The sequence below is a fragment of the Methylomonas sp. HW2-6 genome (assembly GCF_052474525.1).
The window spans coordinates 3,029,208-3,051,703 of sequence record NZ_CP184124.1 but is presented as its reverse complement, the minus strand read 5'-3'; the positions used below and the strand labels follow the sequence as shown (position 1 = coordinate 3,051,703).

The 22,496-nt window shown below is 56.7% G+C and carries 28 protein-coding genes; 24 read left to right on the top strand and 4 right to left on the bottom strand.

What is annotated here, in order from left to right:
- Window positions 1-77: 77 nt before the first annotated feature.
- From prmB to ACH518_RS14840, 10 genes are all read left to right on the top strand, one after another.
- Window positions 78-1,007 carry a 50S ribosomal protein L3 N(5)-glutamine methyltransferase gene (prmB, locus tag ACH518_RS14885; protein WP_445370657.1) on the top strand — a complete coding sequence of 310 codons (930 nt, stop codon included), beginning with the start codon at window positions 78-80 and terminating at the stop codon, window positions 1,005-1,007.
- A gap of 2 nt (window positions 1,008-1,009) precedes the next feature.
- Window positions 1,010-2,098: a chorismate synthase gene (gene aroC / locus ACH518_RS14880; RefSeq protein ID WP_140912965.1), complete on the top strand. Its 1,089-nt coding sequence runs from the start codon at window positions 1,010-1,012 to the stop codon at window positions 2,096-2,098.
- Entirely contained in the window at window positions 2,099-3,256 is a 1,158-nt protein-coding gene (locus ACH518_RS14875; protein WP_278211836.1) for an MFS transporter, read from the top strand.
- Window positions 3,257-3,288: 32 nt separating this feature from the next.
- A complete protein-coding gene (locus tag ACH518_RS14870) occupies window positions 3,289-3,903 on the top strand; it encodes a MotA/TolQ/ExbB proton channel family protein (protein ID WP_140912967.1) in 615 nt (204 codons plus the stop codon).
- Entirely contained in the window at window positions 3,903-4,337 is a 435-nt protein-coding gene (locus tag ACH518_RS14865) for an ExbD/TolR family protein (RefSeq protein ID WP_140912968.1), read from the top strand. The genes ACH518_RS14870 and ACH518_RS14865 overlap by 1 nt, the downstream gene beginning before the upstream one ends.
- A complete protein-coding gene (gene lpxK, locus ACH518_RS14860; RefSeq protein WP_445370656.1) occupies window positions 4,334-5,338 on the top strand; it encodes a tetraacyldisaccharide 4'-kinase in 1,005 nt (334 codons plus the stop codon). The genes ACH518_RS14865 and lpxK overlap by 4 nt, the downstream gene beginning before the upstream one ends.
- On the top strand, window positions 5,331-5,522 hold the full coding sequence (locus ACH518_RS14855) for a Trm112 family protein (protein ID WP_140912970.1): 192 nt from the start codon (window positions 5,331-5,333) through the stop codon (window positions 5,520-5,522). The genes lpxK and ACH518_RS14855 overlap by 8 nt, the downstream gene beginning before the upstream one ends.
- Window positions 5,519-6,286 (top strand): 3-deoxy-manno-octulosonate cytidylyltransferase, encoded by a 768-nt coding sequence (kdsB, locus tag ACH518_RS14850; RefSeq protein ID WP_445370655.1) that lies wholly within the window; start codon window positions 5,519-5,521, stop codon window positions 6,284-6,286. The genes ACH518_RS14855 and kdsB overlap by 4 nt, the downstream gene beginning before the upstream one ends.
- Before the next feature lie 235 nt (window positions 6,287-6,521).
- Window positions 6,522-6,773 (top strand): type II toxin-antitoxin system Phd/YefM family antitoxin, encoded by a 252-nt coding sequence (locus ACH518_RS14845; protein ID WP_445370654.1) that lies wholly within the window; start codon window positions 6,522-6,524, stop codon window positions 6,771-6,773.
- Window positions 6,763-7,218, top strand: coding sequence for a putative toxin-antitoxin system toxin component, PIN family (locus ACH518_RS14840; protein WP_445370653.1), 456 nt, complete (start codon window positions 6,763-6,765; stop codon window positions 7,216-7,218). The genes ACH518_RS14845 and ACH518_RS14840 overlap by 11 nt, the downstream gene beginning before the upstream one ends.
- A gap of 171 nt (window positions 7,219-7,389) precedes the next feature.
- Here ACH518_RS14840 and ACH518_RS14835 read toward each other — a convergent pair whose 3' ends face one another.
- Genes ACH518_RS14835 through ACH518_RS14825 form a run of 3 tightly spaced genes read right to left on the bottom strand, consistent with a single transcriptional unit; the run spans window position 7,390 to window position 9,457 of the window.
- Window positions 7,390-7,671 (bottom strand): RnfH family protein, encoded by a 282-nt coding sequence (locus ACH518_RS14835; protein WP_445370652.1) that lies wholly within the window; start codon window positions 7,669-7,671, stop codon window positions 7,390-7,392.
- Window positions 7,661-8,098 carry a type II toxin-antitoxin system RatA family toxin gene (locus ACH518_RS14830; protein WP_222101861.1) on the bottom strand — a complete coding sequence of 146 codons (438 nt, stop codon included), beginning with the start codon at window positions 8,096-8,098 and terminating at the stop codon, window positions 7,661-7,663. The genes ACH518_RS14835 and ACH518_RS14830 overlap by 11 nt, the downstream gene beginning before the upstream one ends.
- Window positions 8,099-9,457 (bottom strand): sodium-dependent transporter, encoded by a 1,359-nt coding sequence (locus tag ACH518_RS14825; protein ID WP_445370651.1) that lies wholly within the window; start codon window positions 9,455-9,457, stop codon window positions 8,099-8,101.
- A 98-nt stretch (window positions 9,458-9,555) separates the two neighbouring features.
- Here ACH518_RS14825 and smpB point away from each other — a divergent pair, with 98 nt between their 5' ends.
- From smpB to ACH518_RS14755, 14 genes are all read left to right on the top strand, one after another.
- A complete protein-coding gene (smpB, locus tag ACH518_RS14820) occupies window positions 9,556-10,041 on the top strand; it encodes an SsrA-binding protein SmpB (RefSeq protein ID WP_140911190.1) in 486 nt (161 codons plus the stop codon).
- 3 nt (window positions 10,042-10,044) lie between these two features.
- Window positions 10,045-10,611 carry a hydrolase gene (locus ACH518_RS14815; RefSeq protein WP_445370650.1) on the top strand — a complete coding sequence of 189 codons (567 nt, stop codon included), beginning with the start codon at window positions 10,045-10,047 and terminating at the stop codon, window positions 10,609-10,611.
- A 21-nt stretch (window positions 10,612-10,632) separates the two neighbouring features.
- The gene (locus ACH518_RS14810) at window positions 10,633-11,661 is read left to right on the top strand and encodes an FAD:protein FMN transferase (RefSeq protein ID WP_445370649.1); all 1,029 of its coding nucleotides are present in this window, start codon (window positions 10,633-10,635) and stop codon (window positions 11,659-11,661) included.
- 33 nt (window positions 11,662-11,694) lie between these two features.
- A complete protein-coding gene (locus ACH518_RS14805) occupies window positions 11,695-12,483 on the top strand; it encodes a DUF2231 domain-containing protein (protein ID WP_445370648.1) in 789 nt (262 codons plus the stop codon).
- A 114-nt stretch (window positions 12,484-12,597) separates the two neighbouring features.
- Complete coding sequence (locus ACH518_RS14800) at window positions 12,598-13,218, top strand: phosphoribosylanthranilate isomerase (protein WP_445370647.1); 621 nt, start codon at window positions 12,598-12,600, stop codon at window positions 13,216-13,218.
- Window positions 13,219-13,223: 5 nt separating this feature from the next.
- Window positions 13,224-14,444 (top strand): tryptophan synthase subunit beta, encoded by a 1,221-nt coding sequence (trpB, locus tag ACH518_RS14795; RefSeq protein ID WP_445370646.1) that lies wholly within the window; start codon window positions 13,224-13,226, stop codon window positions 14,442-14,444.
- Window positions 14,441-15,244, top strand: coding sequence for a tryptophan synthase subunit alpha (gene trpA / locus ACH518_RS14790; RefSeq protein ID WP_445370645.1), 804 nt, complete (start codon window positions 14,441-14,443; stop codon window positions 15,242-15,244). Before trpB ends, trpA begins: the two co-directional genes overlap by 4 nt.
- A gap of 24 nt (window positions 15,245-15,268) precedes the next feature.
- Window positions 15,269-16,201, top strand: coding sequence for an acetyl-CoA carboxylase, carboxyltransferase subunit beta (accD, locus tag ACH518_RS14785; protein ID WP_445370644.1), 933 nt, complete (start codon window positions 15,269-15,271; stop codon window positions 16,199-16,201).
- Window positions 16,202-16,212: 11 nt separating this feature from the next.
- The gene (gene folC / locus ACH518_RS14780) at window positions 16,213-17,478 is read left to right on the top strand and encodes a bifunctional tetrahydrofolate synthase/dihydrofolate synthase (RefSeq protein ID WP_445370643.1); all 1,266 of its coding nucleotides are present in this window, start codon (window positions 16,213-16,215) and stop codon (window positions 17,476-17,478) included.
- An 11-nt stretch (window positions 17,479-17,489) separates the two neighbouring features.
- Window positions 17,490-18,290, top strand: a complete 801-nt coding sequence (locus ACH518_RS14775) for an SPOR domain-containing protein (protein ID WP_445370642.1) — start codon at window positions 17,490-17,492, stop codon at window positions 18,288-18,290.
- 32 nt (window positions 18,291-18,322) lie between these two features.
- Window positions 18,323-18,841 carry a CvpA family protein gene (locus tag ACH518_RS14770; protein ID WP_140911199.1) on the top strand — a complete coding sequence of 173 codons (519 nt, stop codon included), beginning with the start codon at window positions 18,323-18,325 and terminating at the stop codon, window positions 18,839-18,841.
- A 12-nt stretch (window positions 18,842-18,853) separates the two neighbouring features.
- Entirely contained in the window at window positions 18,854-20,362 is a 1,509-nt protein-coding gene (purF, locus tag ACH518_RS14765; protein ID WP_140911200.1) for an amidophosphoribosyltransferase, read from the top strand.
- A 1-nt stretch (window position 20,363) separates the two neighbouring features.
- A complete protein-coding gene (locus tag ACH518_RS14760) occupies window positions 20,364-21,554 on the top strand; it encodes an O-succinylhomoserine sulfhydrylase (RefSeq protein ID WP_445370641.1) in 1,191 nt (396 codons plus the stop codon).
- Window positions 21,555-21,629: 75 nt separating this feature from the next.
- Window positions 21,630-22,208 carry a PilZ domain-containing protein gene (locus tag ACH518_RS14755; RefSeq protein ID WP_140911202.1) on the top strand — a complete coding sequence of 193 codons (579 nt, stop codon included), beginning with the start codon at window positions 21,630-21,632 and terminating at the stop codon, window positions 22,206-22,208.
- A 32-nt stretch (window positions 22,209-22,240) separates the two neighbouring features.
- On the opposite strand, the gene grxC is transcribed toward ACH518_RS14755, so the two are convergent.
- Window positions 22,241-22,495: a glutaredoxin 3 gene (grxC, locus tag ACH518_RS14750; RefSeq protein ID WP_278211850.1), complete on the bottom strand. Its 255-nt coding sequence runs from the start codon at window positions 22,493-22,495 to the stop codon at window positions 22,241-22,243.
- Between the last annotated feature and the right edge of the window lies 1 nt (window position 22,496).

The following is a 22,496-nucleotide window of genomic DNA, read 5'->3' as shown; positions in this document are numbered from 1 at the left end:
GGACATTGCTTAATTCGGACAAGCGGCAAGGGTTTGGTTTAAAATCCGCCGCTGCATTTTTTACACACGGATACGCTATGACTATAACAGGCCCGGATGTTATTACAACCCTGAGCAGCATTCGAGATTACATCCGCTGGGCCGCCAGCCGCTTTGCCGAACACAAGGTATTTCTCGGCCACGGCACCGTAACGGCGTTGGACGAAGCCGCGGCAATCGTGCTGCATACCTTGCACCAGCCCTACGATCTGGCCGACAGTTACTTGGATAGCGTATTGACGATGGCCGAGCGCCAGCAAGTGGCCGAACTCATCGAGAGGCGTATCGTCGAGCGCAAGCCTTCCGCTTACTTGACCCACGAAGCCCTGTTTGCCGGTTTGTCGTTCTACGTCGACGAACGGGTGCTGGTGCCGCGCTCGCCGATCGCGGAATTGATCAACGAACGCTTCGAGCCTTGGGTCGACGAAACCCAAGTATTCAATATTCTGGATTTGTGTACCGGTAGCGCCTGCATCGCCATCGCCTGCGCTTATGCCTTCCCGGAAGCGCAAGTCGATGCGGTGGAACTGTCCGACGCCGCATTGGCCGTGGCCCGCATCAATCTGGAACAGCACGAGTTGCAAGAGCAATTGCAGCTCTACCAGTCGGACTTATTCGATAATCTGCCGGCCAAACCTTACGACATCATCGTTAGCAATCCGCCCTACGTTTCCATTGCCGAGTGGGAAAGCCTGCCTCCGGAATTCCATGCCGAACCGGCGTTGGGTTTCAAAGGCGGCGAACACGGCTTGGATTTGGTGCTGCGAATTTTGGTCGACGCCGAGCGCTATTTGGCAGAGCAGGGTATCCTGGTGGTCGAAGTCGGCAGCAGCGCCCAGACCTTGCAGGAGATGTTTCCGGAGGTACCGTTCCACTGGCTGGAGTTTGAACATGGCGGCGACGGCGTGTTTCTGCTGACCGCCGAACAAGTTTCCACTTACCATTCACTCTTTACCAACGCGCTCTAACCATGTCCGGAAATACCATAGGCAAACTGTTCACCGTTACCACCTTCGGCGAAAGCCACGGCCCGGCGCTGGGGGCGATCGTCGACGGCTGCCCGCCGGGACTGGAACTGTGCGAAGCCGATTTGCAGATCGATCTGGATCGGCGGAAGCCGGGTACCTCGCGCCATACGACCCAACGCCGCGAGGCCGACGAGGTCAAAATCCTTTCGGGCGTGTTCGAAGGTAAAACTACCGGCACACCGATTGGTTTATTGATCGAGAATACCGATCAGCGTTCCAAGGATTACGGCAAAATCGCCGAAAGCTTCCGCCCCGGTCATGCTGATTATACCTATCACCATAAATACGGTATTCGCGACTATCGCGGCGGCGGCCGTTCTTCGGCGCGGGAAACCGCGATGCGGGTCGCGGCCGGCGCAATCGCCAAGAAATATTTATTCCAGCAACACGGCATTCAGGTGCGCGGTTATTTGTCGCAACTCGGGCCGATCAAGATCGAAAGTTTCGACTGGAACGAAGTCGGCAATAACCCGTTTTTTTCGCCAGACGCCGGCAAAGTTGCGGAAATGGAAAAATACATGGACGCGCTGCGCAAGGAAGGCGAATCGATCGGTGCCAAAATCGAAGTCGTCGCCAGCCAGGTGCCGCCGGGCTTGGGCGAGCCGATTTTCGACCGGCTGGATGCTGAATTGGCCTACGCCTTGATGAGCATAAACGCGGTCAAGGGCGTCGAGATTGGCGACGGTTTCGACTGCATTGCTACCAAAGGCACTCAGTTTCGCGATGAAATCACGCCGGAAGGGTTTTTGAGTAACCACGCCGGCGGCATTTTGGGCGGTATTTCCACCGGCCAGGACATCGTTGCCCGCATCGCGTTGAAGCCGACCTCCAGCCTGCGCCTGCCGGGCCGCAGCATCAACACCCAAGGGGAACCGATCGAAGTGATCACCGAGGGCCGCCACGACCCCTGCGTCGGCATCCGCGCCACGCCGATCGCCGAAGCGATGGTAGCCTTGGTATTGATGGATCACTTGCTGCGCCATCGCGCCCAAAATTTGCACGTCGACTGCGGTTTGCCTGTCTTGCGTTAGATGCCAGTCCCGTATTGGCGGCTATCCGGCTTTTATTTCTTCTACTTCGCGACGCTCGGAGCATTTCTTCCGTTCTGGAGCTTATATCTGAAGCAGGCCGGATTTGCCGCCGAAGAGATCGGCGAACTGACCGCGCTGATGGTGGCGACCAAAATCATCGCCCCGAACTATTGGGGCTGGCTGGCCGACAAAACCGGCCGCAATCTGCGTTTGATTCGGCTGACGCTGCTGCTAGCGGCGTCCAGTTTTGCCGGGTTTTTGTTCCGCAACGACTACTGGTGGTTTGCGCTGGTCACCGTCGGTTTCAGCTTTTTCTGGAATGCGACGCTGCCGCAGTTCGAAGCGGCAACTTTGTTTCATTTGCAGGCCGAGCCGCAGCGTTACAGCCAGATCCGCTTGTGGGGGTCGATCGGTTTCATTGCGGCGGTGCTTGGCATCGGCCGTTTTCTCGATTATTTCAGTATCGCCAACTTGCCGTTGATCATCGGCGGTTTGATGTTGTTGAACTGGCTGGCGGCGCTACTGACCCCGGAAGCCCGGCCCCGTATCGATCGCGGCCAAGCCGGGCCGGGTATCTGGCAGGTATTATTGCGCTGGGAGTTGCTGGCGTTTCTGCTGGTTTATCTGTTGTTGCAAGTGGCTCACGGTCCTTATTACGTGTTCTATTCGGTATATTTGCAGCAACACGGTTACAGCGCCAGCGAAACCGGCCTGCTATGGGCCGCCGGAGTTGGCGCCGAAATTCTGCTGTTTCTGGCGATGCGCCGCCTGTTGAGTTGTTGCAAGCCACGCAGCTTGCTGCTGTGGGCGATTGCACTCAGCGTGGTGCGGTGGCTGTTGATTGCCGACGGCGTCGGCTCGTTGATTTTGACCGTCGCCGCACAGCTGCTGCACGCCGCCACGTTCGGCGTCGCCCATGTCGTGGCAATGCAGTTGCTCTACCATTATTTCGGCGAACGCCACCAGAGCAAAGGTCAGGCCTTGTACAGTAGTGCCAGTTTCGGCGTCGGCGGCATGGTCGGCAGTTTGTATAGCGGTTATTTCTGGGACGTGTTGGGCGGGCGCGAAGTTTACGTGATTGCGGCCCTGGTTTGCGGCGTGGCTTGGCTTATCGCTTTCCTGGGTCTGGCGCGGGAATCGCGGCCCGGATTGGGTTAAAATTGTGACGATTTACTAACAAGGGTTATCAAGTGTTCGAGGTTATCAAAAACGGCGGCTGGATGATGGCGCCGATCATTTTGTGTTCGATTGTGGCGATGGCGATCATCGGCGAGCGATTCTGGTCGCTGCAACGCAAACGCATTCTTCCGGCCGAGCTGGTGCCGTACATTTGGCAATTGCATCGCGAGAACAAGCTCGACGAAGCCACCATCCGCCGCATCAAACTCAGTTCGCCGCTAGGGCGGATTCTGGCCGCCGGCTTGCTTAACCGCAAACACGGCCGCGAGATCATGAAATCCAGTATTGAGGAAGTCGGTCGCCAAGTCGCTCACGAACTGGAACGCTATTTGAACGCCTTGGGCAGCATCGCCTCGATCACGCCACTAATGGGTTTGTTGGGTACTGTGGACGGTATCATTCGGGTGTTTTCCGATATCGCGGTCGGCGGCATGGGCGACCCGGCGGTGTTGAGCGGCGGTATCTCGGAAGCCTTGATCTGTACCGCGTCCGGGTTGACCGTGGCGATACCCAGCCTGTTTTTTCACCGTTATTTCGAGCGGCTGGTCGACGATCACGTGGTGCGGATGGAAGAGGAATCGTTGCGTCTGGTCGACATCATGCAAGGCGCCAGAGAGGACGTGTAATGGAATTTCGCCGCCGTCGCCGCGCGCCAGTGGAAATCGGTTTGATTCCGATGATCGACGTATTGCTGGTTCTGCTGCTTTTCTTCATGGTGGCGACGACATTCCGCCACCATTCGGAGCTAAAGATCAATTTGCCGGAAGCGCAGGGTAGTGAAGCGGCCGAGCCGGGCAAAACCATCAATTTGTATGTCGACGCCAAGGGCGTTTATTCCTTGTCCGGCGAAGACAACCAATTTCACGAACTGGTCAATCAAAACCTGGACGGCCTGAGAGCGGCGCTGGCTAAGTTCGCCGGCGAAACCCGGCACTTGCCGTTCATCATCAGCGCCGACGGCAAGGCGCCGCACCAAGCCGTGGTCAGTGCCTTGGATGTGGCGAACCAACTCGGTTTCCATCACATTACCTTTGCCGTCAATCAGCCGGAACAGCCATGAACAAAAAACTCGTGAAATGGTTCGAAGATGCCTGGTATGGCGAGATGTATATCTCGGCCTGGTTCATGCCGCTGTCGATGCTGTATGTCGATGCGGTGCGCTTGCGCCGTTTCGCTTATCGGGTTGGTATCAAGAAAAAAACCAAACTGCCGGTGCCGGTGATCGTGGTCGGCAACATCACGGTCGGCGGGACCGGCAAGACGCCGTTGGTGGTTTGGATGGTCGAATTTTTGCGTCAGCAAGGCTATAAACCCGGCGTGGTGAGTCGCGGTTACGCCGGCCCCAAAACCGACTCCGGCCCGCAACTGGTCGCCGCGGACAGCGACCCGGCCAGCGTCGGCGACGAACCGGTGTTGTTGGCCCGCCGTTGCGGCTGCCCGGTGGCGATCGGCCGGGACCGGCCGGCAGCCGCCAAACATCTGCTATCTAACCATCACTGCGATGTGATTATTTCCGACGACGGCTTGCAACATTACGCGCTGGAACGCGATATCGAGATTATCGTGATCGACGGCCAGCGCCGGTTCGGCAACGGCTATTGCCTGCCGGTCGGCCCGTTGCGCGAACCGCCCGAACGCGTGCGGGAAGTCGATCTGGTGGTGGTCAACAGCCCATTGGAATTGCTGGAAGGCGAGATAGCGATGCAATGCGTCGGTCTGCAATTGGTCAACTTGAAAACCGGCGAAAGCCGGCCTTTAACCGAGTTTAAAGGCTTAGCGGTCCATGCCGTCGCCGCGATCGGCAACCCCAAGCGGTTTTTTAATCAATTGGCCGAGGCCGGCCTGGTCTGCGAAACCCATGCCTTCCCGGATCATCACCCATTTAGCGCTGCCGACTTGCAGTTCAAAGACCAGCGGGCGCTGGTCATGACCGAGAAAGACGCCGTCAAATGCGCCGCCTTTGCCGCCGATAATTTCTGGTATTTACCCATCGATGCCGAATTGCCCGAGGCATTTTCTCAACAGCTCTTAAAACTATTGAAAACCAAAACCCATGGATAAAAAATTGCTCGATATTCTGGCTTGCCCGCTGTGCAAAAGCTCGCTGATTTACGATAAAGACCAGCAAGAGTTGATCTGCAAGGCCGACAAGCTGGCGTTTCCGATCCGCGACGGTATTCCGGTGATGCTGGAAGACGAAGCCCGCGAACTGAGTTTCGAAGAAGCCGAAGCCCTGAAAAAATGAGCGCCGGCTTCAAGGTCGTGATTCCGGCCCGCTACGGCTCCACCCGCTTGCCGGGCAAGCCGTTGCTGGACATCGCCGGCAAGCCGATGATCGTCCATGTTTGCGAACGGGCGCTGGCAGCCGACGCCGAGCAAGTGGTCGTCGCCACCGACGATCAGCGCATTTTCGCTGCGGTCGGCAATCTGGGCCTGCAGGCGGTAATGACCGATCCCAATCACCAATCCGGCACCGAACGTATTGCCGAAGTGGCGCGCATCATGGGCTGGGATGACGATCAAATCGTGGTTAACCTGCAAGGCGACGAGCCGCTGATTCCGCCGGCCTACATCCGCGACGCGGCCTTGGCGTTGGCCGGACAAGACCAGGCCGGCATTGCTACCTTGGCGGCCAAGATTTTGGACGCCGACGAAATCTTCAATCCCAACGCCGTGAAAGTGGTGTTGGATAAGAACGGCTATGCGCTGTATTTTAGCCGGGCGCCGATTCCTTGGAACCGCGCCACGTTTCCTGACCAGTATGATATTCAGTCCGCGGCGTTACCGCATTTGCGGCATATCGGCATGTATGCCTATACCGTGGGTTTTTTGAACCGTTATTGCAGTTGGTCCGCCTCGCCGCTGGAGAGTGTCGAATCGCTGGAGCAATTGCGGATTCTGTGGCACGGCGAAAAGGTATTGGTAAAGATCGTCGACAAGACGCCGGAGGCGGGGGTGGATACGGAGGAGGATTTGGTGAGGGTTTCCAGGTTGTTGAGTCGACTTTAAATCCAAACAAATCCATAAATAGGCGCGCATCAGTTCTGCATATTCAATGGCTGGTTTGCTTGACTTGGCTATCGATAAAAAGCTTGAACTTAATTGGAAAAGAGTCGTGAATACAGTCTTTATAAAGTCAAACATCATCCATGCGTCGATTATTAACATAGCTTTTTGAAATGAGCTAATCGAACGATTTTGGAGTAAATCAGCGGCAACGCACCACCGTCCGCAGGAGGCCGTCATGCAAACTTTTACCGCCAACGAAGCCAAAACCCGTTTTGGAGAATTCCTCGACATCGCCCAGCGCGAACCGGTGCGGGTGACACGGCACGACCGCGTGGTTGGCGTGATGGTCAGCGCCGAAGACTACGAGGCCATGCGGGCCTTTTATGCCGACCGCTTGCGTAAGACCTTGGACGAAACTGCCGCCGCCGCGGAAAAAGCCGGTATGACTTCGGAAATCCTGGAACAATTATTGGCGGATGAAAGCTGAAGGTGCGGGACTCATCGCTGTCGTCGACACCAATGTCTGGATCAGTGGCTTTCTGAGTAAAACCGGCGCACCGGCCCGGGTGATCCGCCAACTGGTCAGCCAAGGTAAGCCGGTGTTTTCAGTGGCGACTTATGCCGAATTGCAGGAACGCCTATTTCGAGCGAAATTCGACCGCTACCTGAGCTTGGAATACCGCAAGCAATTGCTGCGCGATGTCGATGCGCTGGCTTACTGGGTAAGCATTCCACCGGAGGTCGAACAACAAACGTTTTCCCGTGATACGGACGACGACAAATTTATCCACGCGGCGTTGGCTGCAAACGCATCATGGTTGGTTTCTGGTGATCAGGATTTATTGGTGTTGGCCGAGGATTTGAAACTGTTTGGGGTAACCATCCTGTCGCCCGCCGTTGCTTTGGTACAGGACGATTTTCTAAGCGATTAATCCAAACCAGTTGGCAGTTGATATCTAACAAGGGTCATTCAGTAGCAGCGCATTCCATCGAACCGATTGTTTAGGGGGACGTCCGGTGAAATTGCCGAATCCGAATTCAGCATCCGTTTGTTTGGGAAACAGCCTGAAAGCTTTTTCAGAGGGCGGCGGCAGCTAGATTCGTCACTTTTTAACTCGTTCCCGCCTGGCTTCCATCGGATTTTTCCGTAGCGGCCGGTAGATTTCCACGCGGTCGCCGTCGGCCAGAACTTTATCCGCGGTGCAGACCGCACCGAAGATGCCGATGGTTTGCTGCGCCAGGTCGACGTCGGGGAGTTGGCTGGCGATGTTCGACGCCGATATGGCCTCGACCGCAGTAGTGCCGGCCGCCAGCCCCAGCGGAATCAGGATTTGCCGTTCCGGCAGGGCGTAGGCCACTTCGACCTGAATCGGATCAACCGCCATACAGGGCTTTGGCGCGTTGGGTGAAGGAACCGACCATGGTGTTGCAGATTTGGTTGAATACCGGGCCGAAGGCCAGGCTGGCGAAAGCGCTGGAAATTTCGAACTCGAGATCCAGCGAGATTTTGCTGGCGTCCTCGCGCAACGGCATAAAGCTCCAAAAACCTTCCAACGACTTAAAAGGCCCGTCGAGCAGGCTGATCTGAATCCGGCCGCCGCGGTCGATTTTATTGCGGGTGGTGAACGACTTGTGAAAACCGGCTTTGGCGATGTCGATCTGGCCTTCGACGATATCGCCCTCGCGGCGCAGCACCCGGCTGCCGGAACACCAGGGCAGAAATTTGGGATAGGATTCGATGTCGTCGACCAGATCGAACATCTGCTGCGCGGAAAATTTCACCAGCGCGCTTTTTTGTACCACCGTAATCATTTACAGCACTCCGAGTACGTGCAGGAATACCAGAAAGACCGAGGCCGGCGCGACGTATTTGATCAAAAATTGCCAGACCTGAAAGCCTTGTGCCGGCAATTCCAATTCCTGTTCGGCATCGGTCTGGCGCATGCTCCAGCCGGCAAACAGGGCGATGCATAAGCCGCCGATCGGCAACATCAGGTTGGCGGTCAGGTAGTCCAGCAATTCAAACAGATTTTTGTCGAACCATTTGTGGCCGGACCAGATGTTGAACGAAAACACCACGGCGACGCCCAGAGCCCAACAGGTGCTACCGGCCCAGACGCAGGCCCGGTTGCGTTCGATATCTTTATTTTCCACCAGCCAGGCCACAGCCGGTTCGATCAACGAAATTGAGGAAGTCAGCGCCGCAAAAAACAGCAAAACGAAAAACAGCACGCCGAACAGCCAACCGCCGCCCATGTGGCCGAAAGCCAGCGGCAGGGTTTGAAAGATCAGTCCCGGTCCGGCTGCCGCTTCCAGGTTGTTGGCGAACACCAGCGGGAAGATCGCGATGCCGGCCAGCAGTGCGACCATGGTATCGGCGCCGGCGATAAAGAACGTGGTTTTGGCGATCGAGACATGGCCTGGCAGGTAGGAGCCGTAAACCATGATGGCGCCCATGCCCAGGCTCAAAGTGAAGAAGGCGTGGCCCATCGCGGTCAATACCGCATCGGCGTCGATCTTGCTGAAATCCGGGCTGAACAAAAATTCGATGCCTTGCTCGTAGGCGCCCGACGACATCGCATAAGCCACCAATATCATCAGAATCACGAACAAGGCCGGCATCAAAAATCGCACGGCTTTTTCCAAGCCGCCTTGCACGCCGCGCATCACCACCTGCATCGTGATGATCATGAACAGCGTATGCCAGAACAATTGCTGGATCGGGCTGGCCATCAGGCCGTCGAACATGGCTTTGACCTCGCCGGCGTCGGTGCCGAAGAAGCCGCCGAAGAAGGCTTTGAAAATATAGGCCATGGCCCAGCCGGCAATTACGCTGTAGTAAGACAGGATCAGAAAGCCGGCGATCATGCCCAGCCAGCCCAGGTAATGCCAGCGCGGGTCGGCGCCGGCTTCCGCGCTCAGGTTTTGCATGGTGTTGATCGGGCTTTGCCGGCCGCGCCGGCCGAGCATGATCTCGGCGATCATGATCGGCACGCCGATTGCGGCAACACAGGCCAAGTACACCATCACGAAGGCACCGCCGCCGTTTTCGCCGGTGATGTACGGAAATTTCCAGATATTACCCAATCCCACCGCCGATCCGGTGGCGGCCAAAATAAATGCAAAGCGGGATGACCATTCGCCGTGAATGGATCGGGTTTTATCGCTCATGTGTTGCGCCCTGTGTTTTTTAAGTCGTTATTTAACGGGTGTGTGAGTAAAATAACAAAATTCCCGTTTTCAGTCAGTCTAAAAAATCCTAGCACCAGATGGCCGCCAAAAAATCGAAAAAGGACTCCAAAGCCAACGACAACACTATTGCGGTAAACCGGCAAGCCACGCATGAGTACACGATAGACGAGCAATTCGAAGCCGGGTTGGTGCTGGAAGGGTGGGAAGTGAAGAGTCTGCGCGACGGCCGGGTGCAGTTGAAGGAAAGCTACGTCGAAATCAAACGCGGCGAAGCCTGGTTGTGCGGCGCCCACGTTTCACCGTTGCTGTCGGCCTCGACCCACGTCAATCCTGACGCGGTGCGGCGCAAGAAGCTGCTGTTGCACCGGCGCGAACTGAACAGGTTGATCGGCTCGGTGGAACGCAAAGGCTACACTCTGATCCCGCTGTCCATGTATTGGATTAAAGGCCGGGCCAAACTGAAAATCGGCTTGGCTAAAGGTAAAAAACTGCACGATAAGCGCGCGGCGGCCAAGGACAAGGATTGGCAACGCGACAAGGCGCGCATCATGAAACACGGCTAAGCCATGTCTTCTCATCCCAATTTACTCGACGCAAATAACAGCGTCCTGCTGCTGGTGGATATCCAAACCCGCCTCAGTGCGGCGATGACGGCAGCCGAAGCGCAACAAATGTCGCAGCACTGCGAACGTCTGCTGCAAGCGGCGGCTTTGCTTGATGTGCCGGTCATCGTGACCGAACAGTACCCGCAAGGGCTGGGGCCGACTCAAGCCAATTTGTTGGAGCGATTGCCGGCCGCGGCGCACGTGTTCGCCAAAACCGGGTTTTCCTGCTGCGCGGCGGAAGGCTTTGACGGCACGTTGGCGGCACTGGGACGCAAGCAGATAGTGCTGGCCGGCCAAGAAACCCATGTGTGCGTCCTGCAGACTGCACTGGAGTTGCAGCATCGGGGTTACCAGATACATGTGCTTACCGACGCCGTCTGCTCGCGGCATGCCGAACATAAGGCCTTCGCTTTGCAGCGTATGCAGCAGCAGGGTCTGACGCTGAGCTGCCACGAATCGGTATTGTTCGAATGGTTGCGCGATGCCAGGCATGAACGGTTTAAGGCTATTTCCGGTTTATTGCTTTAAAAACACCATCGTGGGGGATAAATGATACGGACGACATGGATCGGACCGATACTGGGAGCGTTATTGCTGGTGGCTTGCGGCGGTGAACCGCCGGTGCCGGTGCAGAAATTCGAGGGCTTCGCCCAAGGCACCACCTACCATGTCAGCTATTGGTCGGATCAGGTTATGGATGGCAAGCAAGTGCAGGCCGAAGTCGACAGGACGCTGGCCGAGCTGGATAAATTGTTGTCGAACTACCGGCCCGATTCCGCAATCGAGCAATTCAATGTGTCTGCCGCGACGGTCGGCCAGACCGTGGACGCGCAAATCGTTGCCCTGGTCAAAGTAGCGCAAACGGTCAGTCAGCTCAGTTCCGGTTGTTACGATCTGACCGTCAAGCCTATATTCGAACTTTGGGGTTTTCAAAACGACGAATTGCACGTGCCGGACCAGGCCGCTATCGATGCCGCGTTGGCTAATGTCGGCATGTCTAAACTGGAAATCGTCGACGACGTGCATTTGTTGAAGAAGTTACCTAGTCTTCGCGTTGATTTGTCCTCCATCGCCCAGGGTTACAGTGTTGGCAAAGTTGCCGAAGCCATGGAACACTTGGGGATAGAAAATTATCTGGTCGAAATCGGCGGGGAACTGAAATCGAATGGCCATAAACCCGACGGCAAAGCCTGGATCATCGCCGTCGAAAAACCCTTGCCCGGCGAAAGAATGATGCATAAGACGGTGACTTTGCCGAAGGATGCGCCGATGGCGGTGATGACCAGCGGCACTTATCGCCACTATTTCGATCTGAAAGGCCAGCGCTACAGCCACATTCTGGATGCGCGCAACGGCAGGCCGGTGGGGCATGATTTGGTGGCGGTGACGGTTTTCCACGAAAATCCGACGGTGGCCGATGCTTGGTCGACGGCCTTGCTTTGTCTGGGTCAGGAAGAGGGTATGAAGTTGGCGGATAACGAGAAACTGCAGGCTTTATTCATTCAGCAGCGCGGCAGCGAATTCGTCGAAAGCAAGACTCGGGCGCTGACGACCTCGACCGCAGTCACAATCAATTAAGCCAAGGCCGGAGCGCCGAAACCAGGGGGATTCATGTTGGGACTAGACAGTCAAATCCGATTTTCGATACATGGCGGTGCCGACAGCGGCGGCGTGGCCGGCGGCGTCGATAGTCTGCTGGCGTTTTTGGAGACCGCAGTCCGGCAATCGCCGGCCGAAACCTTCCACGATTTAATGCCGGGAATCGCGGCATTGCAGAATTTGCACCCGTTATTCGTGCATTTTCCGATCGCCTTGTTGAGTCTGTTTTTTGCAGTGGATCTGGTCGGCACCCTGGCCGGTCGCGCCGAGTGGCGCCGGGTCGCCGGCTGGCTGTTGTATCTTGGCGTCGCCTTTGCCGGGATTACCGCGACCTTCGGTTTTATTGCGGCGGATACGGTTGCCCACGGCGGCGATGTCCACGAGATCATGGAAAGCCACGAACATTTGGCGATATCGGTATTCGGTCTGGCCGCATTTCTGGCGGTGTGGCGCGGAATCGGCAAAACCTATCCGGCCGGTCCGGCCAATGCGTTTTACTTGCTGCTGGCCGGAGTGCTGGCCGGCTTGCTGATGTTTACAGCCGATTTGGGTGGCCTGATGGTTTACAAATACGGCGTCGCGGTCGAGGCGGCCGCCGATGCGAATCGGGCTGCGGCGCAGGAACATGAACACGGCACTCCCGATTTCGACCAACCGGTCGATCACGACGAGCCGGTGGTGAAGCAGCAATTGGGCTTAGGCAGCGCCATCCATCAGGACGGCGCGCAGCATTCGCAAGGCGATCCTGCCCCGGCAGCTGCAAGCCACCCGCACCAGCATAACCACAAACATGCGCACTGAGCTGTCGCTTAAGGCGCGGCAAAGGCTGGTTCGTCCGGCCTTTTTTGTTGGGTGCGGGCATGATTTCCGGTTTAGCTGTGGTATCCTACGCCGCCATTTTTTATGAGTTTGGCTATGCGTACCCGCGTTAAAATATGCGGCTTTACCAATGTCGACGATGCGGTGCAGGCCGGTCGGCTGGGTGCCGATGCGATTGGGTTGGTGTTTTACCCGCCCAGTCCGCGTCATGTCGAAATCGAACAAGCGGCGGCGATCAGCGAAGCCTTGCCGGCGTTCGTCAGCGTGGTAGCCTTGTTCGTCGATGCCGAGCCGGGCATGATTCGGGAAGTATTGGACAAAGTGCGGGTGGATTGCCTGCAATTCCACGGCGAAGAGCCGGCGGAAGCCTGTCGGATCTATCGCAAATCGTATATCAAGGCCGTCCGGATGCGGCCTGGCATTGACGTAGCGCAGTTGGAAAGCCGATATGCCGATGCCGCCGGATTGTTACTGGATGCCTACCATCCGGGCCTGCCGGGGGGAAGCGGTAGCGGTTTTGACTGGGATTTGATTCCGCAAAGACGATCGCTGCCGTTGATATTGGCGGGTGGTTTGACAGCGGAGAACGCCGGTGCGGCGGTGATTGCGGTAAAGCCGTATGCGTTGGATGTCAGCAGCGGTGTTGAGGCCGGGAAGGGCATCAAGGATGCGGCGAAAATGGCCGAATTCATAAGAATAACTAATCAAGCGACTTGAGAATTATGACTGACACATACCCTTTGGGTGACAAGTACGATATGCCGGACGCCAGGGGGCATTTCGGTCCTTATGGCGGCATTTTTGTAGCCGAGACGCTGATGCCGGCGATTACCGAACTCAACGCAGCTTACCAGCGTTACATCGACGATCCGGATTTCATTGCCGAACTGGACGCGGATCTGCGCGATTATGTCGGTCGGCCGTCGCCGTTGTACCACGCTCAACGTTGGAGCGATCATCTGGGCGGCGCGCAAATTTATCTGAAGCGGGAAGACCTGAACCACACCGGCGCCCATAAAGTGAACAATACCGTCGGTCAGGCCTTGCTGGCCAAACGGATGGGCAAGACCCGCATCATCGCCGAAACCGGCGCCGGCCAGCACGGTGTCGCCACCGCAACCGTCGCGGCGCGGCTGGGATTGGAATGCGTGGTTTACATGGGTGCGGTCGATGTCGCCCGCCAGGCGTTAAATGTCTACCGGATGAAACTGTTGGGCGCCACCGTGGTGCCGGTCGAATCCGGCTCCAAAACCCTGAAGGACGCGTTGAACGAAGCGCTACGCGATTGGGTGACCAATATCGACAACACCTTTTATATCATCGGCACCGTGGCCGGTCCGCATCCTTATCCGGCGATGGTGCGCGATTTCCAAGCGGTGATCGGCCGCGAAGCCCGCCAACAATGCTTGGATCAAGCCGGTAAATTGCCGGATGCGTTGGTCGCCTGCGTCGGCGGCGGTTCCAATGCCATTGGCCTGTTTTATCCGTTCATCGACGATGCCGGCGTCAAAATGTATGGCGTCGAAGCGGCCGGCGACGGTATCGCCAGCGGCCGCCATTCCGCGCCGCTGTCCGCCGGCCGCCCCGGTGTACTCCACGGCAACCGCACCTATCTGATGGCGGACGACGACGGCGAGATCATCGAAACCCATTCCATTTCCGCCGGTCTGGATTATCCCGGCGTCGGTCCGGAACATGCCTGGCTGAAAGACATCGGCCGGGCCGAGTACCCCAATATCACCGACGACGAGGCCTTGCAGGGCTTCCACGCGCTGACCAAGATGGAAGGCATCATTCCGGCGCTGGAATCCAGCCATGCTATGGCCTACACGATGAAATTGGCGCGGACGATGCGCAAAGATCAAGTCATTGTCGTTAACCTATCCGGCCGCGGCGACAAGGACATGCACACCATCATGCAACGCGAGGGGATCAGCTTATGAGCCGTCTAGCCGCCAAATTCGCCGAATTGAAAGCTTCCGGGCGCAAGGCTTTGATTCCGTTCATTACCGCCGGCGACCCGTATCCGGAATTCACCGTGCCGATGCTGCACGAAATGGTCAAGGCCGGTGCCGACGTGATCGAACTGGGCGTGCCGTTTTCCGATCCGATGGCCGACGGTCCGGTGATTCAGCGTGCCAGCGAGCGCGCCTTGGCCCACCATGTCGGGCTGCGCAAAGTGCTGACGATGGCGATGGAATTTCGCAACACCGATCAAACTACGCCGCTGGTGTTGATGGGTTACCTGAACCCGATCGAAATCATGGGCTACGAAGGTTTTGCCAATGCGGTACAGCGTGCCGACGTCGACGGGGTGTTGACGGTCGATTTACCGCCGGAAGAATCGGAGGATTGCGTCAAATTGCTGCGCGAGCGCGGCATCGACCAGATCTTTCTGTTGGCGCCGAATACCACGCCGGATCGGATCCGCAAAATGCACGAGGTCGGCAGCGGTTACCTTTATTATGTGTCGTTGAAAGGCGTCACCGGTGCCGGTCATTTGGATACGGCCGACGTCGAAGACAAGTTGCAAATGATCAAGGCCAATACCGATTTGCCGGTCGGCGTCGGTTTCGGCGTCAAGGATGCCGATACGGCGCGGACGATTGCCGCCATTGCCGACGGCGTCGTGGTGGGCAGCGCGCTGATTAGTAAGGTTGAAGCCAATCTCGACGATCCCGAGCAGGCCAAACGCGAAATTATCGAATTGTTAAAGTCCATGCGCCAAGCAATGGACCACTGAGCTATATAGCGGAGAACACCCCGAATGAGTTGGTTTGAGAAATTGGTTCCCTCTGCAATACGAACCGAATCGTCGCAAAAACGCACCACGGTCCCGGAAGGCTTGTGGAACAAGTGTCCGCGTTGCGACGCGATACTGTTCAATGCCGAACTGGAAAAAAACTTCAGCGTGTGCCCCAAGTGCGAACACCATTTGCGGATTTCCGCACGCAAGCGGCTGAACATGTTTCTGGACGAAGACAATCGCCAGGAAATCGGTGCCGGTCTGAAACCGGCCGATCCGCTGAAATTCAAGGATAGCAAGCGGTACAAGGACCGGATCAGTCAGGCGCAAAAGCAAAGCAACGAAAACGACGCCCTGGTGGTGATGAAGGGCACTTTGAAAGGCTATCCGATTGTGGCGGCGGCCTTCGATTTCGGCTTTATGGGCGGCTCGATGGGCTCGGTAGTGGGCGAGCGTTTCGTGCGCGGCGTCAACGAAAGCCTGCGTAGCGGCGCTCCGTTCATTGTCTTCACCGCCAGCGGCGGCGCCAGGATGCAGGAGTCGTTGTTTTCCTTGTTTCAGATGACCAAAACCAGCGCAGCCCTAACCAAACTGGCTGAGGCCGGCATTCCTTATATCTCGTTCATGACCGACCCGACAATGGGCGGCGTATCGGCCAGTCTGGCAATGTTGGGCGACATCAATGTGGCCGAGCCCGACGCGTTGATCGGATTCGCCGGGCCGCGCGTGATCGAACAGACGGTGCGGGAAAAGTTGCCGGAAGGTTTTCAGCGTAGCGAGTTTTTGCAGGAGCACGGCGCGATCGATATGATCATTGATCGCCGGGAGATGCGCGATAAAATAGCCAGCATTCTGGCGATTTTACGCGAAGCCGCAACCGCCGCTGTGGCAACGAGCGAAACGGCCGATTCGAATCCAGGCTCAGTCAGCGAAACCTTGCCGATAACAGACTAAAACCGGTCGAAATGGCGCGTTTCGATTCACTGCAAGCTTGGCTGGCCTGGCAGGAACAATTACATCCGCGCTCGATCGATTTAGGCTTGGCACGAGTTGCCGGCGTATACCGGCAGCTCAATCCGACCAGGCGTAAACCCTTGACCGTCACGGTCGGCGGCACCAACGGCAAGGGCTCCTGCGTGGCATATCTGGAAGCAATCTACCGAGCGCAGGGCTATAAAGTCGGTGCCTACACATCGCCCCACATCCTGCGCTACAACGAACGGATCCGTATAGACGGCCGTGCAGTTGACGATGCCGACATCTGCCGGGTATTTTCCCGAATCGATATGGCCCGCGGCGAAACCAGTCTGAGCTATTTCGAATTCGGCACACTGGCGGCCTTGTGTTTGTTCGCCGAAGCCGATCTGGATGTTCAGTTATTGGAAGTGGGTTTGGGCGGCAGGCTGGATGCGGTTAACATCGTCGATCCGGATGTTGCTCTGGTGACCACCATCGCCTTGGACCATGTCGATTGGTTGGGCAATACCGTCGAAGCGATAGGCCGGGAAAAAGCCGGCATTTTTCGGCAATCGGTGCCAGCCGTGATTGGCGATGCCGCGGCACCGGCTTCGTTACGGCAGGTGGCCGAGCAGATCGGTGCCGAGGTTTATCAATTGGACGAAGCCTTTGCTTACCAAAAATACGGTGAAACCTGGGCTTGGCGTGCAGGCGATCGAGTCTACGCCGGTTTGCCGGCTCCGGCTTTTAAAGGTGAACACCAATACCGGAATGCGGCGGCGGTGCTGATGGCGGTTTCGGCGTTGCAGGAGAACTTGCCGGTGGACGAGGCGGCGATCCGTGCCGGTTTGAACGCGGCCAAACTGCAGGGTCGGTTTCAGTTGATTCCGGGGACGCCGCAGGTGTTGCTGGATGTCGGCCACAATCCGCAAGCGGTCGGTACCTTGATCGATTACCTGAGCGACTATTTTCCCGAAACCAGAATTCATGCCGTATTTGCCATGATGCGCGATAAAGACATCGGCAGCGTGTTGAAAATGATGCGGGCTAGGGTGGCCAAGTGGTATCTGGCTCCGCTCGACAATCCGCGCGCCGCCACGCCCGAATTGATCGAATCCCATTTCCGCCAGTTGCAGATGGCGAACTTCGAAAACGGCTTCGCCGATTTTTCGGCCGCATTTGAAGCGGCGCGGGCCGCGGCCGGACCGGACGAGCTGGTTCTGGTGTTCGGCTCGTTTTTTCTGGTATCCGAATATTTGGCTAAATTTTCCTAGAGGGGATCGTAATGGATCAAGAATTGAAACAGCGATTGATTGGGGCGGCGGTGATCACTGCATTGGCCGCGATTTTCGTACCGATGTTGTTCGACGACCCGATCGACGAAACCGGCAAAAATATCAGCGAACTGAAAATTCCCGAGCTGCCTGCCAAGACCCAGGATGTGGAAATCATGCCGCTTCCGGAAAAAACGGAAGATGTCGCTGAAGCGCAGGCTCCGGCCAGTACCGGAAAGCCCGTACCCAAGTTCGTTGAGGAAGGCGAAGCCGAGGCCGAATTCGAGGCGCCGAAACCGCAACTGAAACTAGGCGCGCGGGATACCGCGCCGATAACGCCGGCCGCGCCGCCGCCGCGGGCATTAGCGCCTGTCGAAGAAGAACCGGCTGAGGCTGAAGATTTGCCGATAGCGCCAAAAACCACAAAACCTGTTGCCCCGGTTCAACCGTTGCCAGGGGTTGCACCGGTGCCGAAACCTTTGAAGCCTCTGGCAAAACCAGCCGAAGCGAAACCGGAACTGCAAACGCAGGCGCCGGTAGCGCCGCCAGCGATCAAGCCCGCCGCTCCGGCCGAGGAAACCAATCGCTGGTATTTGCAGGTCGGTACCTTCAGTCAAAGAGCCAACGCCGCCAGTTTGCAAGAGAGTTTGAAGCAGCAGGGTTTTGCCGCGACGGTCAAAGAAGCCGCCGGCGATAAAGGCACGGTATTTAAAGTTCGGATCGGGCCCATCGTCGACAAAGCCAAAGCCCAGGCCGTCAAAGCCAAGTTGGCGCAGATCAACGTCAACAGCTTTGTCTCCGCCGACGAGTAAATTTTGCGTACGGATCGATAGATCTCTGAACGATGCCGGACTTGGTTGCTTGGGACAAGCTGCTGTGGGTTGATTACACCATTATCGCCATCATATCGATGTCGGCGGTGATGGGTTTGGTGCGCGGTTTTATCAAGGAAGCTTTCGCGTTGGTGCTGTGGATTGCGGCGGTGTGGGTGGCGACCCATTACAGCCGTGAGCTTGCGGTGTTGCTGCAAACCACAATCACCTATCCGTCGGCCCGCATCGCCGCGAGTTTCGGCTTGCTGTTTTTCGCGACTTTAATATTGGGCAGCCTGATCAGTTTTCTGTTGAGCCAATTGATCGAAAAAACCGGCTTGAGCGGCAGCGACCGCCTGCTCGGCATGTTGTTCGGCATTGCCCGCGGGGCCGTGCTGGTTTCCATTCTGGTGATTCTGGCCGGGGTCACACCATTGCCGGAAGATCCGTGGTGGAAACAATCCGTTCTCATTCCTCCGTTTCAAGCCTTGGCGGTCTGGTTGAAAACCCAGATGCCGGCGGGCTTGGCGGATTACATTCATTATCGATAATCCGGATCAGCTATGTGTGGTATTGCCGCTATTGTTTCCAATCAAAGTGTTAACCAGGACCTGTACGATGCGCTGACGGTGTTGCAGCACCGCGGCCAGGATGCTGCCGGTATAGTCACCTGCGAAGGCGGCCGTTTGCATCTGCGCAAAGACAACGGTTTGGCCAGAGACGTGTTTTCAACCGAACAAATGATGAAGTTGAAAGGCAACATGGGCATTGCGCACGTGCGTTATCCGACCGCCGGTTGCACCAGTTCGGCCGAGGCGCAACCGTTTTACGTCAATTCGCCGTTCGGCCTGACCTTGGCCCACAACGGCAATCTGACCAATACCGAAGAACTGAAGCGCCAAGTGTTCGTCGACGACCAGCGCCATATCAATACCGATTCCGATTCGGAAGTGTTACTGAATGTGTTCGCTCACGAATTGCAGCAGTTCGGCAAATTGCGCTTGACGGTAGAGGATGTGTTTCAAGCCGTTAGCGCCGTGCATAAACGTTGCCGCGGCGCTTATGCGGTGGTGGTGATGATTGCCGGCTTCGGCGTATTGGGTTTTCGCGATCCGCACGGCATCAGACCGATCGTGTTCGGCGAACGCAAAACCGAGGATGGCGTCGATTACATGATTGCCTCGGAGAGCGTCGCACTGGACGTGTTGGATTTTCGTCTGATCCGCGATTTGGCACCGGGCGAAGCCGTGTTCATCGAGGCTTCCGGCACATTGCATACCCGCCAGTGCGCCGAGGTCACCGATCATTGCCCGTGTATCTTCGAATATGTCTATTTCGCTCGGCCGGATTCGATCATCGACAACATTTCGGTTTATAAGGCAAGGATGCGGATGGGCAAAAAATTGGCGTTAAAGATTCTGCGCGAATGGCCAGACCACGATATCGACGTGGTGATTCCGATTCCGGACACCAGTCGTACCGCCGCTTCGCAAATCGCCCATGACTTGGGTGTGAAGTTTCGCGAAGGCTTTATGAAAAATCGTTACATCGGTCGCACCTTCATCATGCCCGGCCAGAAGCTGCGCAAAAAGTCGGTAAAACAAAAGCTGAACGCGATTTCGTTGGAATTCGACGGTAAAAACGTGTTGTTGGTAGACGACTCCATTGTGCGCGGCACCACCTCGGAGCAGATTATTCAGATGGCACGCGACGCCGGTGCCAAAAAGGTGTATTTTGCCTCCGCGGCGCCGCCGGTGCGTTATCCGAACGTCTACGGCATCGATATGCCGGCCGCGCATGAGTTGATTGCCCACGACCGAAGTGAAGCCGAGGTGTGCAAAGCTCTGGGTGCCGATAAACTGATTTACCAGGATCTCGACGATTTGATCGAAGCGGTAGGTCGCGGTAATCCTAAGATCAAACATTTCGATACCTCTTGTTTCAGTCACGATTATGTTACTGGCGACATAGACGACGCCTACTTGGCGAGAATCGAAGCCTTGCGCAACGACCACGCCCAGGAGCAGCGCAACAGCAGCAGTTTTATCATCGAAATGCAGGTGGCGAAATAATATGAGTCAACCGGATTGGCAGGATTTTGCCGCAGAAACCCAAGCCATACGCGCCGGCCAGCATCGGACTCACGAGTCCGAGCACAGCATGCCGATTTTTGCGACCTCCAGCTATGTGTTCGGCTCGGCCGAGGAGGCGTCGCTCAAATTCACCGGCCAGTTGCCCGGCAACATTTATTCGCGCTTTACCAACCCGACAGTCGCGGCCTTCCAGGAGCGTCTGGCGCTGATGGAAAAAGGCGAGCGCTGTCTGGCGTTTGCGTCAGGAATGGCGGCGATCATGGCGGTAGGGATGGCTTTATTGAAGGCAGGCGACCATGTGGTGTGTTCGCGTAGCGTATTCGGTAACACGGTCCTGGCTTTTCAAAATTATTTCGGCAAATTCGGGGTCGAGACCGATTTCGTCAGTTTGACCGATCCTGCCGCTTGGGAAGCGGCCATCAAGCCCAATACCCGGTTTCTGTTTCTGGAAACGCCGTCGAATCCCCTGATCGAAATTGCCGATATCCGGGCTTTGGCCGATATCGCCCATCGCCACGGCTGTCTGTTGGTGGTGGACAACGTGTTTTGCACGCCGATTTTGCAGCAGCCGCTAGCGTTGGGCGCAGATATCGTGGTGCATTCGACGACCAAGTATATCGATGGTCAGGGACGCTGCGTTGGCGGCGCGGTGGTCGCCAACAACGAGATCATCGAAAAGCAGGTATACCCCTATCTGCGTACCGGCGGCGCGACGCTGAGTCCGTTCAACGCCTGGGTGTTTTTGGGCGGTTTGGAAACGCTGGCGATTCGGATGAAAGCGCATTGTGACAGCGCCTTTGCCCTGGCCCAATGGCTGGAACAACAGGACGCCGTCGCCAAGGTGCATTATCCGGGGTTGGCGTCTCACGCCCAGCACGAACTGGCCAAGCGTCAGCAAAGCCATTTCGGCGCGGTAGTCAGTTTCGAACTAAAGGGCGGCAAGGCAGAAGCCTGGCGTTTGATCGATGCGACGCGGATGCTGTCGATAACGGCCAATCTGGGCGACGTCAAAACCACAATTACGCATCCGGCCACGACCACTCACGGCCGGCTATCGCCGGAGGCCCGCGCCGAAGCGGGAATTAAGGACAGTTTGGTGCGGATCTCGGTCGGTCTGGAAAATCTCGACGACATCAAGGCCGATTTGGCGGTCGGTTTGGGTTTGGTCTGAAACACGGGGCCGGGCGGGCGAACGTTGAGCCAAAAATAAGCTATCTTTGTCGGACATTCCTTAGAGATTTCGAGCATGTTTCAGGATAGAAAAGAATACCGAAAAAACTTTAATGCCGAAGGTAGGCTGTACGTGGGCGGCGAGACGCTGCAGATCAATTGCTACGATGTTTCGCTGAACGGCGCGATGCTTGAGGTTGCTCCTGGCGATTTGTTGACGACTATTCGGGATTTCGAAGTTCTGTTGGAACAAAGCCGGCGCGCGGAAATTTTTGTCGCCGAGTTGCAGTTGGCCGGTGAGGTTGACATTGTCTGGGTCAAGCGCGATCGCAACCGCATAATGATGGGGCTGGAGTTTCGCGACGTAGTACACAACGCTCAAAAACTGTGGCGCAAGCGCCGCGGATACCGCAAGGCCGAACATTTTAAGGCGGAGTTATTCGTCGACAAGGAACGTTTTTTGGTGGAAGGGCTAGACCGCTCGGTGGAAGGCATGTGTCTGAAACTGGCCGGCAATTCGCCAGCCATCAAAATCAACGCTCCGGTCAAAGTGCAGTGCCCAGAGTTGGGCTTGAGCGCGTTGGGCAAAATCGTCTGGTACGACAGTAACGAAATCAGCACCCGCATCGGCCTGCAGTTAGTCACTATCCGCTAAAATGCTCGGCCCGAACAGGGCTCGCTTTAGTTTCAATCCCGCAGTAGCGGATCCAGCTCCTGATTTCTGTCCAGCGCTTGCAAGTCGTCAAATCCGCCGATGTGGCGATTGCCGATGAATATCTGCGGCACCGTGCGGCGTTGGGTTTTCTCGATCATCTGCTCTCTCAAGCCCGGCTCGGCATCGACGTTGATTTCGGTGTAACCGGCTCCTTTACGCTCCAGCAAGCGTTTCGCCATCGTGCAATAAGGGCAAATTTTGGTGGTGTAGATGATGATTTCCGGCATG

Excerpts from the sequence above, each read along its gene's own strand:
- prmB (WP_445370657.1), top strand. The coding sequence starts at position 78 with ATGACTATAACAGGCCCGGATGTTATTACAACCCTGAGCAGCATTCGA.
- aroC (WP_140912965.1), top strand. The coding sequence starts at position 1,010 with ATGTCCGGAAATACCATAGGCAAACTGTTCACCGTTACCACCTTCGGC.
- ACH518_RS14875 (WP_278211836.1), top strand. The coding sequence starts at position 2,099 with ATGCCAGTCCCGTATTGGCGGCTATCCGGCTTTTATTTCTTCTACTTC.
- ACH518_RS14865 (WP_140912968.1), top strand. The coding sequence starts at position 3,903 with ATGGAATTTCGCCGCCGTCGCCGCGCGCCAGTGGAAATCGGTTTGATT.
- lpxK (WP_445370656.1), top strand. The coding sequence starts at position 4,334 with ATGAACAAAAAACTCGTGAAATGGTTCGAAGATGCCTGGTATGGCGAG.
- ACH518_RS14855 (WP_140912970.1), top strand. The coding sequence starts at position 5,331 with ATGGATAAAAAATTGCTCGATATTCTGGCTTGCCCGCTGTGCAAAAGC.
- kdsB (WP_445370655.1), top strand. The coding sequence starts at position 5,519 with ATGAGCGCCGGCTTCAAGGTCGTGATTCCGGCCCGCTACGGCTCCACC.
- ACH518_RS14845 (WP_445370654.1), top strand. The coding sequence starts at position 6,522 with ATGCAAACTTTTACCGCCAACGAAGCCAAAACCCGTTTTGGAGAATTC.
- ACH518_RS14840 (WP_445370653.1), top strand. The coding sequence starts at position 6,763 with ATGAAAGCTGAAGGTGCGGGACTCATCGCTGTCGTCGACACCAATGTC.
- ACH518_RS14835 (WP_445370652.1), bottom strand. The coding sequence starts at position 7,671 with ATGGCGGTTGATCCGATTCAGGTCGAAGTGGCCTACGCCCTGCCGGAA.
- ACH518_RS14830 (WP_222101861.1), bottom strand. The coding sequence starts at position 8,098 with ATGATTACGGTGGTACAAAAAAGCGCGCTGGTGAAATTTTCCGCGCAG.
- ACH518_RS14825 (WP_445370651.1), bottom strand. The coding sequence starts at position 9,457 with ATGAGCGATAAAACCCGATCCATTCACGGCGAATGGTCATCCCGCTTT.
- smpB (WP_140911190.1), top strand. The coding sequence starts at position 9,556 with ATGGCCGCCAAAAAATCGAAAAAGGACTCCAAAGCCAACGACAACACT.
- ACH518_RS14815 (WP_445370650.1), top strand. The coding sequence starts at position 10,045 with ATGTCTTCTCATCCCAATTTACTCGACGCAAATAACAGCGTCCTGCTG.
- ACH518_RS14810 (WP_445370649.1), top strand. The coding sequence starts at position 10,633 with ATGATACGGACGACATGGATCGGACCGATACTGGGAGCGTTATTGCTG.
- ACH518_RS14805 (WP_445370648.1), top strand. The coding sequence starts at position 11,695 with ATGTTGGGACTAGACAGTCAAATCCGATTTTCGATACATGGCGGTGCC.
- ACH518_RS14800 (WP_445370647.1), top strand. The coding sequence starts at position 12,598 with ATGCGTACCCGCGTTAAAATATGCGGCTTTACCAATGTCGACGATGCG.
- trpB (WP_445370646.1), top strand. The coding sequence starts at position 13,224 with ATGACTGACACATACCCTTTGGGTGACAAGTACGATATGCCGGACGCC.
- trpA (WP_445370645.1), top strand. The coding sequence starts at position 14,441 with ATGAGCCGTCTAGCCGCCAAATTCGCCGAATTGAAAGCTTCCGGGCGC.
- accD (WP_445370644.1), top strand. The coding sequence starts at position 15,269 with ATGAGTTGGTTTGAGAAATTGGTTCCCTCTGCAATACGAACCGAATCG.
- folC (WP_445370643.1), top strand. The coding sequence starts at position 16,213 with ATGGCGCGTTTCGATTCACTGCAAGCTTGGCTGGCCTGGCAGGAACAA.
- ACH518_RS14775 (WP_445370642.1), top strand. The coding sequence starts at position 17,490 with ATGGATCAAGAATTGAAACAGCGATTGATTGGGGCGGCGGTGATCACT.
- ACH518_RS14770 (WP_140911199.1), top strand. The coding sequence starts at position 18,323 with ATGCCGGACTTGGTTGCTTGGGACAAGCTGCTGTGGGTTGATTACACC.
- purF (WP_140911200.1), top strand. The coding sequence starts at position 18,854 with ATGTGTGGTATTGCCGCTATTGTTTCCAATCAAAGTGTTAACCAGGAC.
- ACH518_RS14760 (WP_445370641.1), top strand. The coding sequence starts at position 20,364 with ATGAGTCAACCGGATTGGCAGGATTTTGCCGCAGAAACCCAAGCCATA.
- ACH518_RS14755 (WP_140911202.1), top strand. The coding sequence starts at position 21,630 with ATGTTTCAGGATAGAAAAGAATACCGAAAAAACTTTAATGCCGAAGGT.
- grxC (WP_278211850.1), bottom strand. The coding sequence starts at position 22,495 with ATGCCGGAAATCATCATCTACACCACCAAAATTTGCCCTTATTGCACG.